Raw genomic sequence first — 17,034 nt, 5'->3', positions numbered from 1 at the left:
CAATTTTTTTAATGAAGAGTATAGAGAGCGAGGTTTTTAATCATCGTCTTCGGAACCATCATCGTTATTATTGTTTTCTTCGGACTCTTCTCCTGATTCCTCATTTCCATTACTTTCATCATTTTCATTATTGTTTTCATTTTCGCCGCCATTGTTTCCATTCTCATTTTCAGTATCGTTATTCTTGTCTTCGCTATTATCATTTTGATTATTGTTCTCGCTATTTTCCTCAGTTTCATTGTCAGAAGTATTTTCATTGTCTTCGCTTTGATTGTTCTCGTCTTCGTTTTCATTTTCATCAACATTAGAATCATCATCAGCTTCACCGCCGCCAGAAGCTGGTGCAGATTCAGTTGATTCCCTGCCCATAGAGTCAACGGCTGTAACGAAAAACGAACCGCTGCTGTTTACACTTGTAGACGTAGAGGTATTTTCTTCCACTGCCTTAATTTTTGATCCGTCGCTTGAGTAAATTCGGTATCCTACAATATCATTGTCAGGGTGCTGGTTCCAACTGAGTTGGCCATTACTGAAAGAAAGCCCGGTAACTTGAGAAGGATTGCGCCCGTTACTAGGAGCATCCTGATCTGCGACAATGTTGTCCCAGTCGTCAGGCAGATATTCACTCATATTGTCTGCATCAAAGTAATCTTCATTAATAGAAACTCCAGTTTGTGTAAATTCTGATGGAGTAGAGTCATAAGCTTTATACCGCTTGCCGTTAATCGTGACATAGCGTGTTCCATTCAAGCTGTCGTCCGTTTCAGTTGGTACAAATTTTTCATTAAAGTAATCTGTTGTTGTCAGTCCTGCTTCTGAACAAAGAGAACTAGGAAGTTTTCCAGATATACCGCATATTGTCTGTCGAACAATCCCTTCAGGCTGTTCAAAATTATCATCAATTCCAAATACCTCTGGATTTGCATCAAAAGCAGCATTCATCATGCCGGCCCATATTCGCTGTGTCCTTGCTCCGTAACTCAATCCTTTATATGGTGATGCAATCGTCTGTGGATTGTCATAACCAATCCAGGTGCCAAACGTTACATTAGGATTTAATCCGACAAACCACGAATCTTTTGTCTCGTTAGAAGTACCGGTTTTTCCAGCCCAGTCTCCCCCAAAGTTCATCATGCCGGGAAGAGCACCTGCTGTTCCTCCTGGTTTTAACACATCCCGCAGCATATCTATGGTTAGAAAAGCAGTCTGTGGAGAAAAGACTTTATTACTATCAGGCTCATGCTGGTAGACGGTTTCTCCATTTTTCGTTTCAATCTTTTCAATTAAATATGAATCATGGTATTTCCCTTCGTTTCCAAAAGTAGTAAAGGCGTTTGTATTTTGTTCAACTGTAGCACCGTAAGTTAAACCGCCAATTGATCCAGATTCGTAGGGTTCATCAGGTTTAAGACGTCGAAAGCCCATGTCTTGGAGTGCTTGTCTAGATGCTTCATGGTCTACCCTTTGAAAGGTCTTAACTGCTGGAACATTTCTAGATTCCTTTAATGCTTCTCTAACACTCACAAAACCTTGATAACGATCTCCATAGTTGGTGTATTCCCTGCCGTTGCTATACGTACTAGGAACATCAGGTAGTATGGTGCCGGGCTGTACCACCCCTTGGTCTATAGCGGGCCCATAAGCTAATAACGGTTTCATTGTTGAACCGTTTTGCCGGTAAGCTTGTGTAGCATGGTTTAAGTTTTCTCTTTCAAAATCACGGCCGCCGACAAAACTTAAAATCGCACCGGTTTGGTTATCGATTAAAATAGCTCCAACTTCTTCAGGTTCTACGCCGTCTTCTCCCTGCCTGTCCGGTCCAAACCATTGTGAATCAGCAATGGACTTCTGCATGGCGTCATATATGTCTTTCTTAATAGTAAGATGGACATTGTAACCGCCGTGCGCTAGTTCTGTTTTAGCCTGAGCAAGGTATTGCGTAAGGGTTTCCTGCCGCTCATCACCATCTAATTCGTCAACCTCTATGTCATCTTCTTCAAGCAGATCTTCTCGTATAATACGAGCTGCGCGGTCTTGTGCCTCATACGTAAGGTATGGGTAATCTTCAATAAGACTTCCGGAAGGGTCTGTTAAATTTTCTTCAATGTCATATTCGAGTGCTTCTTTGTATTCATCTTCTGAAATAAAGCCATTTTCAAGCATATTATCTAACACTAAGTGCATACGGTTCATACCAGCTTCAAAATCCTCTTTCACCGCTCCGCCATTTTCGAATGGTGTGTAGGTAAAAGGATTTTTAGGGAGTCCTGCGATAAAAGCAGATTGAGCAACATTTAATTCCGAGGCCTCGACTCCAAATATTCCTTCTGCTGCTGACTGTGCTCCTGCTATATTTCTGCCATCGGCATTACGTCCAAATGGGACAATATTAAGGTAGGCCTCTAGAATTTCTTCTTTTTCGAAGTAATTTTCCACTCGCAGAGCCAGTGCAATTTCCTTTGCTTTTCGGTCAAATGAAACTTCATTGGTTAATAACTGATTTTTAATAATTTGCTGTGTGAGTGTACTTCCGCCGCTTTGTGTGCTAGCTCCAGAGACCTCTTGATAAGTAGCACGTAACAATGCTTTTGGCACAATCCCTTGATGCTCAAAGAAATATTCATCTTCTGTTGATATTACTGCATGAATAAGGTGTTCTGACATTTCATCAAGTGATCGTTCTTTCCGTTCAAGATCAGATGGTATTTTTCCGAGATATTGATCATCATCAAAATATATATCACTGACCTCTTCATAATTATAGACTTTTTGTTCAAACTCTTCCTTGCTGTATGCTTCTTGATCTTCCACTAATGATACGAAATAGCCTGCACCTGCTCCTCCAACGAATAGAGCAAGCATTACCATCAACACTGCTGCTATTAATAAAAGATTCCAAAAAACCTGGGATGTGATATTAATTCCTTTTACAAAGGAATGATTTTTCACATTATCGAGCTTAATATTTAGTTTTTCAAAAAAATCACGCATGTATAATTCCCCCTAAACTTCACCGATATTATAGCATAAGCGAAACGAGCTTCCTATGCGTTTTCCTTATTTTCTACCTAATCGTTGACATCAATAACGCAAATATGATAAAAGATATATAGTCTAGAATTAAATAAACATAAGTGTTGAAGGATTGAAGTAGCGTTATTCCTCCCTGTATACAGAGAGCCGGCGGCTGCTGGAAGCCGGTACATAGGAATTATGCGAATTACGTTCTCGAGCTTCTTTCTTATTATAAATGCAAGTTTTATGATAAGAAAGACGGATACTTCCGTTATTTTAACCAAGTGGAAAGTATTTTGCTTTCAACAAGGGTGGTACCGCGATATAATCGTCCCTTCTTAAGATGGAAGGGGCGTTTTTTATTTTTTTGATTTCTGCTAGGACTAGATTTCTAAACTTTTCTTAGCATTTGTTATTTCATAAAAAAGGAGAGAAAGATTGTGGATATTTTAAAAGACTTAGAATTCAGAGGCTTAATTAATCAAGTAACAGATAGAGATGGGCTAAACAATTTGTTGAATGAAAAACAGATAACAATGTATTGCGGTTTCGATCCAACAGGGGACAGTCTTCACATCGGGCATCTGCTTACCATCATAACGCTGCGCCGCTTTCAATTAGCTGGGCATAAGCCGCTTGCCCTTGTTGGAGGAGCTACTGGATTAATTGGTGATCCAAGCGGGAAAAAAGCGGAACGGACATTAAATGAGGAAGACGTTGTACGGATGTATAGTGACCGAATTAAAGGACAGCTCCAAAAGTACCTTGATTTTGAAGGCGGGGACAAAGCTGAGGTAGTAAACAACTATGACTGGATTGGGAACATGAGTGTCGTTTCCTTTTTAAGAGATGTAGGGAAACATTTTGGTTTAAATTATATGCTTGCCAAAGAATCGGTGGAATCACGGATTCAGTCCGGTATTTCATTTACAGAATTCAGCTATCAAATTTTGCAGTCTTTGGATTTTTATCATTTAAATAAAGAAAAAGGATGTCAGCTTCAAATAGGCGGCAGTGACCAATGGGGAAACATTACCGCAGGGCTTGAGCTGATTCGCCGGATAAAAGGCGGAGAAGAAGGAGAACAGCCTGATGCATACGGATTTACGATACCACTCGTAACAAAAGCAGATGGTACGAAATTTGGAAAGACAGAAGGTGGGGCAGTCTGGCTGGATCCTGATAAAACATCTCCGTACGAATTTTATCAATTTCTAATTAACACCGATGACCGCGATGTGATAAAATTTATAAAATACTTTACATTTCTAGATGATGCAGAAATAGAGGAGTTAGAGAAAGAGCTGGAAACACACCCAGAAGAACGAAAAGCGCATCGCAGACTTGCTGAAGAGGTAACCTGCTTTGTGCATGGAGAAAACGCACTTCGTCAGGCACAGCATATTTCCCAAGCATTATTTGGCGGAGGGGACTTAAAAGAATTATCTGCTGAAGAAGTAAAACAGGGATTTAAAGATGTGCCTGCCCATGTCGTAGAAGAAGATGAGAAGGGTCTAATCGATTTATTAGTGGAAGCGAAAATAACCTCTTCCAAACGGCAGGCAAGAGAAGATATAAAAAACGGAGCGGTTTACATTAATGGGGATCGCTGCCAAGAGTTAGACAAAGTGATAAGTCAAGAGGACAAAATTGACGATGCCTTTACTATCATTCGCCGCGGGAAAAAGAAATACTTCTTAATTCAATACAAGTAAAAAAACAGCCTGGGACCGTTTCATTGGGTTCCAGGTTTTTTGACTCTCTGTCCAATAAGAAAAGAAATCACCTTCGAAAAGTTTGATCAGTCATTGCTTTTGCAGGATGGGACGAACAGTTGATTTCCTCTGCTGAACCTCCTAATAAGCGGATTTGGAAGGCTGGATGGATATTGCTCGATTTGCATAGCGGATACTTTGTCCGCGTGACATATGGATAAATAAAAAACAGGTATTTTTGAAGAAGCTGCAAAGCGAGAACATCGTAGTTAGGAAAGCAATTAGAATTATTTATGTTTTCTGAGAAGCACCAGCGCTGGTATAGGTGTCACAACGGCTTTGCTTAGAAAAAATGATTTAAAAGTAATTTCTGAAGAAAATCTCAATGATTTTCTGGATGGAATACAATAAATCATATTCAAAGTGGAACAAGGGGTTGTCAATAAGGTTGCTAAAGGGCAAGTAGTCAACAAATGACATAAGCAGAGGAGAATATTATACATAGGCCATCTAACGTTTGATTCGATAAGAATGGAATATACTAGGTTGTTTATGTAGACTTTCCGCGCCCGCCGGGGTCTATACGAAAGGACTTGAGGGGGAGAATCGCGTGCCTTTAGGTTTTGATTTTTGCTATAATGACAACTATGTAGCTTTAATTTTTAATAAATAGGGAGTGGATTATGGAAAATAACGTTTTTGAACAGATGGCAAAAAGATATGTTACAGAAGAAAGAATTGAATTAGCTAAAGTTTTAGTTAAGGAAGTAAGATCAGAATTACGAAATAATTCTTTAATAGACTATGGGAGTGGTACTGGTCTAATTAGTTTAGAATTATCAGATTTTAGTAGATTCTATTTTGTTGGTAGATTCATCCAAACAAATGTTGGAGGTTGCGAAAGCTAAAATTTCTCACAGAGAAATTACCAACTCAAAAGTACTTTATTCAGATTTTACTCAAGAAACTCCTGAACTTAAGGCAGACATAGTTTTAATGTCACTAGTCCTTCTTCATATTCCGGATACTAAAAAAATTTTACAAAAATTGTTCAACATTTTAAATAATGGTGGCAAGCTAATTATTATTGATTTTAACAAAAACGATAAAATAAATCACCCGAAAGTTCATAACGGTTTTTCGCATGAAGAACTGAAAAAAAGATTATCCGAAGTTGGATTTAAATCAATTGAAATGAAGACATTCCATTATGGAAATCGTATTTTTATGAATCAAGATGCGTCAATGTTTATATCCAGTAATATAAAGTGATTTCTTTCTTAGTTCACACAATCTCTAAAAAAAGAATCATTCATATCAAGGGTTTTGGCCTTATGCTAGTAATTTTTTGGCCCCAAATTAGTGCATTATCTTGTATTGTTTTGCAAACTAGATAAAAATAAAAAAACCCTGAAACGTTGATATAACAACATTTCAAGGGATTTTTGTGTGTCAACCTGCAAACAGCATAGATTAACGAGAATAGTACTCAACGATAAGCGCTTCTGTAATTTCAGAAGGCAGTTCAGAGCGCTCAGGGAAACGGTTATATGTTCCTTCGAGCTTCTCTTCGTCGAATGTCAAATACTCAGGCACGAAGTTGTTTACTTCGACTGCTTCTTTTACCGCAGAAAGGTTGCGGGATTTTTCACGAAGACCAATTGTTTGGTTCGGTTTTACGCGGTAAGATGGAATGTCAACACGACCCCCATCTACAGTTACGTGACCGTGTGTTACGAGCTGGCGAGCAGCACGGCGTGTGCGTGCAAGACCGAGACGGTAAACAAGGTTGTCAAGACGGGACTCAAGCAAAATCATGAAGTTTTCGCCGTGTACCCCAGACATTTTACCTGCTTGCTCGAACAACTTGCGGAATTGGCGTTCGTTCAAACCGTACATAAAACGAAGCTTTTGCTTTTCTTGAAGCTGCAAGCCGTACTCGGAAAGCTTTTTCCGTTGAGTAGGGCCATGTTCACCCGGTGCATAAGGGCGTTTTTCTAATTCTTTTCCTGTACCGCTAAGGGAAATGCCAAAACGGCGTGATTTTTTCCAAGTTGGTCCTGTATAACGTGCCATACAAGAAGCCTCCTCTATATATAAAAGTATTGGAAAAAGAACAACATCGACAATCCCCTGACATGCTCATTTTGTTTTTATGCATCTTCGCCTCGACAGCTAGAGGTTACACAATACCCCTTAAACCAATCACTCAGCCGCAGATTTAAGGAACAAAATGAAAAGGGTGCACATATCAAGTTTGTCCTGGCTGTCTTTTACACAAAGGCCATTATATAACTTTAATTGCTCAAAGTCAAATGTTAGCGCACATATTTTAACATAAGAAATCGTATTTTTGCTAAAGTATTATATCGATTCCAGTGAGCTTCTATAATAAGTTGAAATATGAGGGGGAAAAATCAATTCATTGAAAAACATGATGCCTTTCGATTATCTTTTCGAGCTAAAAATGAAAAGCTGGCACCAAATATTAGAAAAGCTCGGCTTATCGCCGAGTCCTTATGGCGAAAGCCGAAGTTTTACTTATACTTTGATCCTTTAACAAAGTTAAACATTCGTAAAATATTGAAAAAAGATCTACGTTCCTTACAACCTTTTAGGGGTTGCTGCTTCGTTAATAATTTCTTATAAATATTTTGTTAAAACAGCAGCAAATTGTTCGAGGTGCTGTTGTTCTTCTTCCAAAAATCTATTGTGAACAGGGCTGTCAATATCTAATACACCAATCAATTGATCATTTTTTATAAGAGGAACAACTATTTCAGACCGAGTCGCTCCATCACATGCAATATGGCCAGAAAAGGCAGTCACATCAGCTACCCGGACTGTATTGCGCTCAAATGCTGCTGTACCGCATACGCCCTTATTCATAGGAATTCTCACACATGCAGGAAGGCCTTGAAAAGGACCGAGTACAAGTTCCCCTTCTTCGGAACGATATAAATAAAAACCTACCCAATTAACTTCACTGAGAAATTGATTTAACAAAGCCGCCGCATTTGATAAATTAGCTGTTTGATCAGTTTCTCCTTCAAGTAAAGCTTCAAGCTGCTTAAGTAATAAAGCATATCCTTCTTGCAACGTACCTTTATATTCAATCTGTTGAAACAATAGATTTCTCTCCTTTTTGACATAAATCTGAATAATACAAGTTTATCATATAGAAATAGCTTCGTCTGCTATGCCATTTTGCCGAACAGGCATTGAAAGTGTCGAGATATTTTTGAAGGGTTATCGGGAAGAAAGAAGGAATTATATCATTAAGAGAGTTATGTTAAATGGTGTGACTTGATAGTTTCTACATTGTATATAAAGGAGGCGATGGCATTGTCCGCCACCGAAAGCACCAAGGAAAAAATGTTAGAAGCTGCAACGATTCTTTTTACGAGTAAAGGGTTTCATGGTACATCGATTCGAGAAATAGCGGCAAAAACAGGAGTGAACATTTCGCTTGTTTCCTATTACTTTGGAGGCAAACAAGGCTTGCTTGAGGCATTAATGACTGATTTTCTTGAAGGGTATATGAGCGAATTGGAACAAGCCGTGAAAGTCACCCATACAGATGCTTATGAAAAAATGCTGTACATGGCAGAGAGAAGCTTAACTTATATGCAGCAGCGACATTTGCGTGCACGTTTTGTTTTACGTGAAATGACATTAGATTCCACTCTGATTCGTGAGATAACTAGTACGTACCTCATGAAAGAAAAGCATTTATATTCTATTGTGTTGAAAAAAGGAATACAGGAAGGGACGTTTGCCCCTATTCCTGTCAGCTGGACCATTATGCAATTTAGAGGAATGGTGATCATGCCTTACTTACATCACCAGTATGTCAGAGAAGTGTTTCACCTTCAGCCGCAGCAGCCTCATTTTATTACGGTATATCGAAAAGAATTAAGAGAATGGGCCTCTAAAGTATTGTTAAGAGAAAAGAAGAAAAATCAGGAACCGGCAGCTTTTGCTGCAAATGAGCAGCAGGCCGATTATGTCCATCCATAATTTAATCTTCAAAAGCAGCAAGCGCTTCTATTCCCTGCATTAATTCTTTTTCCTGGTGTGCATCCGATCCATATATTAAGGGGATGCCTCTTTTTTTTGCTTCTAAAGCAATGGCAGGTGGAGGATAAGGTTCTCTGCACAGCGGCTTAGCTGTACCTGCTCCGTTATAATCAAGTTCCATCCCGTTTTTTTGAACTTCATCCAAAAGAGAGAGTGCGTCTTTCTCAATTTCTATTCCTTTAAAACGCTGATGAAATTTTTTAATAAGAGTTATATGACCAAGTCTTTTAGGTTTATATTGGCCTAAATCACTTCTAATTGATTGATGCAGCGTTTGGAAATAAAGTTGGACGGTATTTTCAATAGAACCTGTTTTTCGTACTAATTGTTCAAAACTTTCCGGGCTGTAATCTAAGCATGTATAGCTTCCTTGATATAAGAGAAAGTGAACAGATAATATGCTATCGTCAAGCATTGGACCTGTTTCTTCGAGAAATGCCTTCGTTTCATGCTCAAATCCTTCAATAAAATCTACTTCAAGTCCGGTGAATATTTCGATTTCATTGTGGTATTCCTTCTTCAATTTATCAATGTTTTCTAGGTATGAGGATAGCTTTATATGCGGCATAGCACTGTCTTTATCAGGAACTGGGTCAACAAATCCAGGGGGAAGCGGAGCATGCTCTGCAAACGTAATCGTTTGAAGACCTTCTGAGATACAGTGTTCGATATATTGTTTAAATGAATCCTTAGACCCATGCGGACAGAAAGGAGTATGAATATGTCCGTCTCTAGTAATTTTCAATGTACAATCACCTTCTCATATAGTACTTTATGTTTTTATACTTTAGAAATGTTGAACTTTGTTAAAGGATCAAAGTATAAGAAAAACTACGACTTCCGCCATTTGGACTTGGCGGTAAGCCAAGCTTTTCTCTAAAATTAAGAATGAAAAATTTTCCTGTAATTTTCACATAAAAAAACATTCCATGTTATCATATAATTGAATTTCTTTATCTGCAAATAAAAGTTTTAAAAAAAGTATATCAGAAATAGCAGGAATTTAGATGTATGTGACGAAAAAAACCATTACTAATAAATTTTGCGATATAGCGGCGGTAAAACTGGAGTGAAGGCTCATGATGGTATATGTGATATTAACGGCAGCTTTAATAATTGCTGTAATAATTATTTACGGAGCTGTTTCTAGAAAAAAGATATATAAAGAAGTTGATCGTCTTGAACAATGGAAGACAAAAATCGCCAATCAGCCCGTGGCAGATGAGATAGCTAAAGTTAAAGGACTTACTATGTCAGGGGAAACCGAGGAAAAATTTGAAGAATGGCGTAAGGAGTGGGATGACATTATCGGATCTCACCTTCCTGATATTGAAGAAGCTCTGTTTGATATTGAAGAATGGGCCAATAAATATCGTTTCCGAAAATCAAAAGAGCTATTAGACGCAGCAAGGGTTCAGTTGAAGAATATTGATTCTCATATTCTTAATATTTTTTATGAAGTTGAAAATTTAATACATAGTGAAGAAGAAAATAGGACCGGGATTACGGAAATAAAAGAAAGATTTTCTTCCATACAACAGTATATTTCGCAAAACTGGCTCTCTTTAGGAAGTACAGCACGTATATTTGAAAACCATATGAACGAATTAAAAGACATGGTGGCTGTGTTTGATCAAGAAACAGAAGCAGGAAACTACATGAAAGCCAATCATATTTTAAACGATCTAAATGAAAAACTTCGTAAAATGGAACAACAAGTGAATGCGGTCCCTGCCCTGTTAGTCGAAGTGGAAGCAGAACTGCCTGAGGAATGTAAGGAAGTACAATATGGCATGGAAGAAATGGAAAGCAAAGGCTATCAACTTGATCATTTTGATTTTCATAGTATATTAGAGGAATTTCGAAACGAATTTCCAGTCTTAAGTAAAGCTGTTGCTGATTTAGAACTAGAGAGAGTTCAAGACCGGGTTCAGGACATTCGCCATTACTTTGATTATATTTATCAAACACTGGAGAAAGAAGTAGAAGCACGCCGTTTTGTAGAGGTTCAAGCAATAGAGGCACGGGAGGAAATAGACCGTCTCGAAATCCAGTTAAATGAACTTCAGCAAGAACGAGAAAAAGTGAAAATGAGTTACCGTATTCCTGATGAAGAAGATAAACGCCAAAAGAAAGCAGAAAACGGCATGGAAGGAACCCTGAAAAATTGGCGGGTTTTCAAAGACATGTATGAGTATCGCAAGATATCATTTACCGGATTAAAAGAGAATCTGGAATCGTTAAAACAAGATATATATACGTTAGATAAGGATATTCGAAGTTCCAAAGAGCAGTTGTATACACTGCGAAAAGATGAACTTAAAGCACTAGAAACATTGAAAACATTGCGTCGTCAATTGCTGCAGGACAGAATAAAATTAGAGCGTTCACTGCTGCCGAAAATTCCTTCCATTCTTTTAAATGAAGTAGACGCTGCAGAGGAAAGATTAGAAGCTGCCGTATCTGCTCTTGAAGAAGTACCAGTAGAAATGGGCAGAGTTAATGCAGCAGCAGAAGATGCAGAACATCTTGTCAATAAAGTCCATCAAGAATTAAGAACAACCTTAGAACAAGCCCGTCTTGCTGAACGTGCCATTCAATATGGCAATAAATATCGAAGCCAATCCCTTTCAATTGATGAGAAGCTTTTACAAGCAGAGGTCCATTTTCGAAAAGGATATTATGACGAGGCCGTTCATACTGCTATAGGAGCAGTTGAACAAAAAGAACCAAATGCATTAGAGAATATAAGCGGAAGGTACTGAGTGTTTTATCATTATTTAGGTCTTTTTGTCTAAAAATAACTCTTGTTTACATACGAAAGTTCGATATTTCCTTCGCTTCTTCTACATTAAATGATATAATAGCCGCATCAGGAAGGAGGAAGGATGGATGCAGCCTATCTATAAGGTAGCTGTTATAATCGTTCTTTGTTTTACCATTTTAGGAGCAGCAGGGGTTATGTTTTATGTGGAGAAAGAAGATACAGCAGTTGAACAAAAATCAACAGAAGAGCTTGCGGCAGAGCTTGATCAGGAATTGGGCATTACTCCGTCCGAGCATAATTCTTTTTCAAGTGATGAATCCAAGCACGAAGAAAATGATAGGGAGGACGAAGGTGCCGTTAACGAAAACAGCGCTTCCGATGAGAACAGCAATGCTTCTCCCTCTACCTCACTAGCTTTACAAAATGGAAACGACTATAGCTCCGAGGCGATACACATTGCCTCGGAAGAAGGAACGATTTCCGTTGACGAGCTGCTTGAAATAATAAATGAATAACCGAACAATGAAAAGCTGAACCTTTTATAAAGGCCAGCTTTTTTAACTGTTAAATATAATAAAGTAACATCAAAGTAAGCTATTTTATATTAACAATCTGAAATCATAGACACTTGAAGTTTTTCTAATTAAAAATGGATAAAGAAAATCGATCAGCAGAATAAGCGAAAGATGTCATGTTCGATAAGGAATTTCACGGCAAACAGGATTTTTCTAAAGATATGATTATGTGTTAATATATAGTGTCGCATCCTAAAATCAGGAACAGAATGAAATGGTATAAAGGGAAGGAACGGTCCTGTTTTATCCTTTAGAAAAGCTTAACTTTGCTAAAGGATCAAAGTATAAGTAAAACTACGACTTCCGCCATTAGATTCGGCGGTAAGCCAAGTTTTTCTAAACAGAACGGTTTGGTTGAAGAGAGGCCGTTTTGAGCAGCAGCATGCGTTATTTTTGTACAAAATAAATAGAAAAAGTAGAAAAACCTGTGAGGAAAAGGAGCAGGAAATATGGTGTACTTAGACAATAGTGCCACAACAAAACCATGGCAGGAAGTACTTCACGCTTATCAAGAAGCGGCTTCCTCATATTTTGGCAATCCGTCTTCGCTGCACAAACCAGGTGTAGAAGCGGAAATGTTATTAAATAAAGCAAGAGAATCTGTGGCCTCCTTATTAAAAACAAAAGCAGAAGAGATTGTGTTTACTTCCGGTGGCACAGAGGGGAATAATCTTGCCATTAAAGGAACAGCTTTAGAGCATAGAAATAGGGGCAGACACTTAATTACGACGACGGTTGAGCATCCATCTGTAAAAGAAGCTTTTTCGCAATTAGAGGCATTTGGGTTCGAAGTGACTTATGTGTCAGTCGACCGAGAAGGAAGAGTTCGTCCAGAAGACATAGAGAAAGAAGTTCGAAATGATACGACGCTCGTTTCGGTTATTCATGTGAATAATGAGATTGGAACGATTCAACCCATTCAAGAAATAGGGGAACGCTTAAAAAAGTTTCCGAAGCTGTATTTTCATACAGACCATGTTCAAGGTGCAGCCCATGTACCTTTGGATCTGCATGCAGCAAAAGTGGATTTGTGCACCATTTCCGGGCATAAATTCCACGGTGTAAAAGGGACGGGCGTATTATTTTTGAAAGAGGGTACTGTTCTTTCCCCTTTGTTTCATGGAGGAACGCAGGAACAAACATATCGGGCTGGTACGGAAAATGTACCCGGTATTACAGCTATGGCAAAAGCCCTCCGTATATCCAGGCAGCGTTTAGCAACGGAAGAACAACGCCTTTGTCAATTGAAAGATTATTTGATTCATCGTTTACAGGAGATGGAAGGGGCTGAAGTGAATACACCTGATCAAGGTGCAGCACCTCACATTGTAAATGTGTCGTTTCCAGGATTAAAACCTGAAGTGATTATCCAGGAACTTACGAAACGAGATTTTCACTTATCCACTAAATCGGCCTGTTCATCAAAGCTTAAAGAGCCAAGTGCTGTTGTTGAAGCTGCTGGCTTAGGTCCAGCACGGGCTGAAAGTGCTATTAGAGCTAGTTTTTCTTTTGATACTGCCGAAGAAGAAATAACAGAGCTTTTAGAAATTTTTCATGAAATCATACCAGAAATGAAAAAGGTAATGGGAGCGGAACGCTAATGAAATATGACCACATTTTAATTCGTTACGGCGAGCTGGCCTTGAAAGGAAGAAACCGCAGCGATTTCGAAAAAAAATTGAAAGAAAATATACAGTTTACTATTCGTGAACATCCCAGCTGTAAAGTGCGGCGCACATACGGACGGATGATGATTGAATTGAATGAAGAAAAACCAGATCCTGTAATGGAAAAGCTAAGGCACATTTTTGGTATCTCTTCATTTAGTTTAGCGATGAAAGCGGAAAACGAAATAGAAGCAATTAAAGAAGCAGCACTGCAAGCTTTTTTACAGCACGAAGGAAAAAAAGGAACATTTAAAGTTAGTGCCCGCCGTTCCTATAAACCGTTTCCGGTTCGATCTCAAGATTTAAACCAGTATATCGGCGGTCATATTCTTCGTAACACAGACGAAGTAACCGTAGATGTGCATCATCCTGATGTAGAAGTAGTGGTAGAAGTGAGGGAACAAGGCACGTATATTACTTGCGGCAGAATGGCAGGTTCAGGCGGGCTGCCAGTTGGTACAGCCGGGAAAGTAACTCTTATGCTTTCCGGAGGAATTGACAGTCCGGTCGCTGGATATTTAGCAATGAAAAGAGGAGCTGAATTAGAGGCAGTACACTTTCACAGCCCTCCTTATACAAATGAACGAGCAAGAAAAAAAGTAGAAGATTTAACAAAAATATTAACAAGCTTTGGCGGGCGGATCAGGTTGCACGTTGTTCCATTCACAGAACTTCAAAAAGCTATTCATGCCAACATTCCATCGAATTATGCTATGACGATTATGCGGCGCATGATGCTTCGTATCACAGAAAAAATAGCAGATATACAAAATGCTAAAGCAATTGTGAATGGTGAAAGTCTCGGACAAGTTGCTTCGCAAACCTTAGAGAGCATGCATACGATTAATGAAGTAACCAACATGCCCATTCTAAGACCTTTAATAACAATGGACAAACAAGAAGTAGTGGAAGTTGCCGAAAAAATAGGCACGTATTCCACATCCGTTCTGCCATATGAAGATTGCTGTACGATCTTTCTGCCTTCTGATTCTGTTACAAAACCGCGTCGAGATAAAGCAGCCAGGTTCGAGGAAGCCTTTGATTTTGAGCCGTTTATTGAAGAGACCGTGAAAAAAGTTGAAACTTTGAACATTGGAAGCGAAGAAGAAAGCGCCGATCAACAAATGGATGATCTCTTATAATACGTCATTGTCTCCCCCAATCATGTAAATGGCGGGAGACTTTTTTTCTGTCTAAGAAATTATATTTTTTTCAATTGTGGGTAACTATTTCCATCCATATCATTTTGGCCGCGTCTAGTTTAAGCGCCCAGCCGCTCGGGGTTTCTTCCCTTTCGACTCGGTCCGCAGACGACCCTTCGCGAAAGGTCCAGAACCTGTCGCGGCTATTCAGGGCCTTTCGCTTTTGTTCCTTTGCTAAAGAATTATAGCATAAGGGAAACTCACTCTTCTGCCATAAGGACTAGGCAGCAAGTCGAGTTTTTCTGATTATCTAGGAAATTATATTCTTTTTATTTTGGTTGACTATCTCTATATTTTTCGCAACAGATGACACATCAATATAAATATTGTACGTTAATAAGGTGAAACTTTTATGGATGTTACTCGTAAACAGTTATGGAAAGTTGGTGTTATAACAGGTGGGAACGCTATGGTTTAACGGAAAAATATATACGATGGAGCATGAAAAAGATAGTACCGAAGCTGTCTATACTGAAAAAGGGAAAATAGTGGCCATAGGAGAAAAAGAGAGTTTAGAAAGAAATTATTCCATTATCGAACGCCGCATCGACTTAAAAAATGCTGTCATGTTTCCTGGTTTTACCGACAGTCATTTACATATGATTGGATTAGGGGAAACCATGCTGCGATTAGATCTGTCTGCATTCAAGGACGCTGATGCCATGAAAAGCGCTTTAGCAGAAAAAGCCAGCATGCTAAAAGAAGGACAATGGCTGATTGGAGAAGGGTGGAACGAAAATAATTTTGCAGATAGAAAAATTTTTCACAAAGCAGAATTAGATGAAATTGCTCCGAAAAATCCTATTTTGCTGACGAGAATTTGCCGGCATGCTGCTCTTGCGAATTCCATTGCATTGGACGAAGCAGGGATTCATAAAGATACACCTGACCCATCAGGGGGTATTATCGTCAGAGATACCAATGGTGAAGAAACTGGATACTTGTTGGATCAAGCTGCAGATTTAGTGAAAGCAGTACAGCCGCCCGTAAGTGATAAGGAGTTGAAAAAAGCATTAGATTCGGCTGTTTATCATATGGTAGAAAAAGGTCTAACCGGCGGACATACGGAGGATTTAAATTATTACGGCGGTTTTCATAGAACATTTCAAGCCTTTCAAGATGTTATCAATGATAAACAGTGGAAATTTAGAGCCAATCTGCTTGTCCATCATGAAGTATTAGATGACTTCAGGCAGCTGGGATATGAATACGGTCCTGTAAACGACTTTCTATCATTTGGAGCAGTGAAAATTTTCGCTGATGGGGCGCTTGGTGGAAGGACGGCGCTTTTACGCCATCCCTATAATGATTCCCCAGACACTTCTGGTGTAGCTATCCATTCCAAGGAACATTTAAAAGAACTGGTCAAAAAAGCACGGGATATAAACATGCCGGCTGCTATCCATACGATAGGAGATTTAGCATTAGAATATGCTGTAGAAGCTCTTGAAGCGCATCCAGTTCCTAAAGGCAAAAAGGATCGTATTATACATGCCCAAATTACTCCTCCTGATTTAATAGACAGATTAAAAGCATTAGATGTCGTATTGGATTTACAGCCGCGGTTCGTATTGTCCGACTTTCCTTGGGTACAAGAAAGACTTGGTTCAGCCAGATTGTCTTATTCATTCGCTTGGAAGACGCTGCTCGAGAGAGGAGTAGAATGTGCAGGAAGTTCAGATGCTCCAATTGAACCAGTTGATCCGTTAGAAGGAATTCAAGCAGCTATAACTAGAAAAAATCAAAACGAAACCCACAGCGGCTATCTTCCTGAACAAAAGTTAAGTCCTTATGAAGCGGTATCTCTTTATACGACAGGAAGTGCGAAATCTATTGGGAAAGAAAAAGAAATGGGAAAAATAGCTCCGGGTTATGCTGCCGACTTTACTATTTTAGATCAAGACATTTTCAATATATGCGCAGATGATATTATTAAAACCAACGTTAAAGGAACAGTGATTGACGACGAATTTCAATACAATAACTTGAATAAAAACAAATAATAGAGGAGGA

At 38.9% G+C, this 17,034-nt stretch carries 11 protein-coding genes, 1 pseudogene and 1 other annotated feature; of the genes and pseudogenes, 8 read left to right on the top strand and 4 right to left on the bottom strand.

The window, feature by feature from the left end; genetic code table 11:
- Positions 1-36: 36 nt before the first annotated feature.
- Positions 37-2,991 (bottom strand): transglycosylase domain-containing protein, encoded by a 2,955-nt coding sequence (locus tag CEF16_RS10570; RefSeq protein ID WP_091581694.1) that lies wholly within the window; start codon positions 2,989-2,991, stop codon positions 37-39.
- A 137-nt stretch (positions 2,992-3,128) separates the two neighbouring features.
- Positions 3,129-3,354, top strand: a binding site (T-box leader).
- A gap of 101 nt (positions 3,355-3,455) precedes the next feature.
- Here CEF16_RS10570 and tyrS point away from each other — a divergent pair.
- Both tyrS and CEF16_RS10560 read left to right on the top strand, forming a co-directional pair.
- On the top strand, positions 3,456-4,730 hold the full coding sequence (gene tyrS, locus CEF16_RS10565) for a tyrosine--tRNA ligase (protein WP_091581697.1): 1,275 nt from the start codon (positions 3,456-3,458) through the stop codon (positions 4,728-4,730).
- 683 nt (positions 4,731-5,413) lie between these two features.
- Positions 5,414-6,002 (top strand): annotated as a pseudogene (locus CEF16_RS10560) (class I SAM-dependent methyltransferase).
- A 201-nt stretch (positions 6,003-6,203) separates the two neighbouring features.
- Here CEF16_RS10560 and rpsD read toward each other — a convergent pair.
- Both rpsD and CEF16_RS10550 read right to left on the bottom strand, forming a co-directional pair.
- Complete coding sequence (rpsD, locus tag CEF16_RS10555) at positions 6,204-6,806, bottom strand: 30S ribosomal protein S4 (protein ID WP_091581700.1); 603 nt, start codon at positions 6,804-6,806, stop codon at positions 6,204-6,206.
- A gap of 567 nt (positions 6,807-7,373) precedes the next feature.
- Positions 7,374-7,859: a GAF domain-containing protein gene (locus CEF16_RS10550; RefSeq protein WP_091581702.1), complete on the bottom strand. Its 486-nt coding sequence runs from the start codon at positions 7,857-7,859 to the stop codon at positions 7,374-7,376.
- A gap of 216 nt (positions 7,860-8,075) precedes the next feature.
- Between CEF16_RS10550 and refZ the strand changes: the two genes are divergently transcribed.
- Positions 8,076-8,750 carry a forespore capture DNA-binding protein RefZ gene (gene refZ / locus CEF16_RS10545; protein WP_170031812.1) on the top strand — a complete coding sequence of 225 codons (675 nt, stop codon included), beginning with the start codon at positions 8,076-8,078 and terminating at the stop codon, positions 8,748-8,750.
- A 1-nt stretch (position 8,751) separates the two neighbouring features.
- Here the strand turns inward: refZ and hisJ are convergent, their stop codons facing one another.
- Positions 8,752-9,549, bottom strand: a complete 798-nt coding sequence (gene hisJ / locus CEF16_RS10540) for a histidinol-phosphatase HisJ (RefSeq protein ID WP_091582111.1) — start codon at positions 9,547-9,549, stop codon at positions 8,752-8,754.
- Positions 9,550-9,889: 340 nt separating this feature from the next.
- Here hisJ and CEF16_RS10535 point away from each other — a divergent pair, with 340 nt between their 5' ends.
- From CEF16_RS10535 to CEF16_RS10515, 5 genes are all read left to right on the top strand, one after another.
- Positions 9,890-11,575, top strand: a complete 1,686-nt coding sequence (locus tag CEF16_RS10535) for a septation ring formation regulator EzrA (RefSeq protein WP_091581708.1) — start codon at positions 9,890-9,892, stop codon at positions 11,573-11,575.
- Positions 11,576-11,702: 127 nt separating this feature from the next.
- A complete protein-coding gene (locus CEF16_RS10530) occupies positions 11,703-12,092 on the top strand; it encodes a hypothetical protein (RefSeq protein WP_091581711.1) in 390 nt (129 codons plus the stop codon).
- Between the two features lie 509 nt (positions 12,093-12,601).
- Positions 12,602-13,753 (top strand): cysteine desulfurase family protein, encoded by a 1,152-nt coding sequence (locus tag CEF16_RS10525; RefSeq protein ID WP_091581714.1) that lies wholly within the window; start codon positions 12,602-12,604, stop codon positions 13,751-13,753.
- Positions 13,753-14,961 carry a tRNA uracil 4-sulfurtransferase ThiI gene (gene thiI / locus CEF16_RS10520; protein WP_091581716.1) on the top strand — a complete coding sequence of 403 codons (1,209 nt, stop codon included), beginning with the start codon at positions 13,753-13,755 and terminating at the stop codon, positions 14,959-14,961. Before CEF16_RS10525 ends, thiI begins: the two co-directional genes overlap by 1 nt.
- A 458-nt stretch (positions 14,962-15,419) precedes the next feature.
- Complete coding sequence (locus tag CEF16_RS10515) at positions 15,420-17,024, top strand: amidohydrolase (RefSeq protein WP_091581719.1); 1,605 nt, start codon at positions 15,420-15,422, stop codon at positions 17,022-17,024.
- The last annotated feature ends 10 nt before the right edge of the window (positions 17,025-17,034 follow it).

It is taken from the genome of Alteribacillus bidgolensis, assembly GCF_002886255.1.
GTDB classification, from domain to species: Bacteria; Bacillota; Bacilli; order Bacillales; family Marinococcaceae; genus Alteribacillus; species Alteribacillus bidgolensis.
Note: the sequence above shows the minus strand (reverse complement) of the source record. Positions and strands in the feature narration are given on the sequence as shown.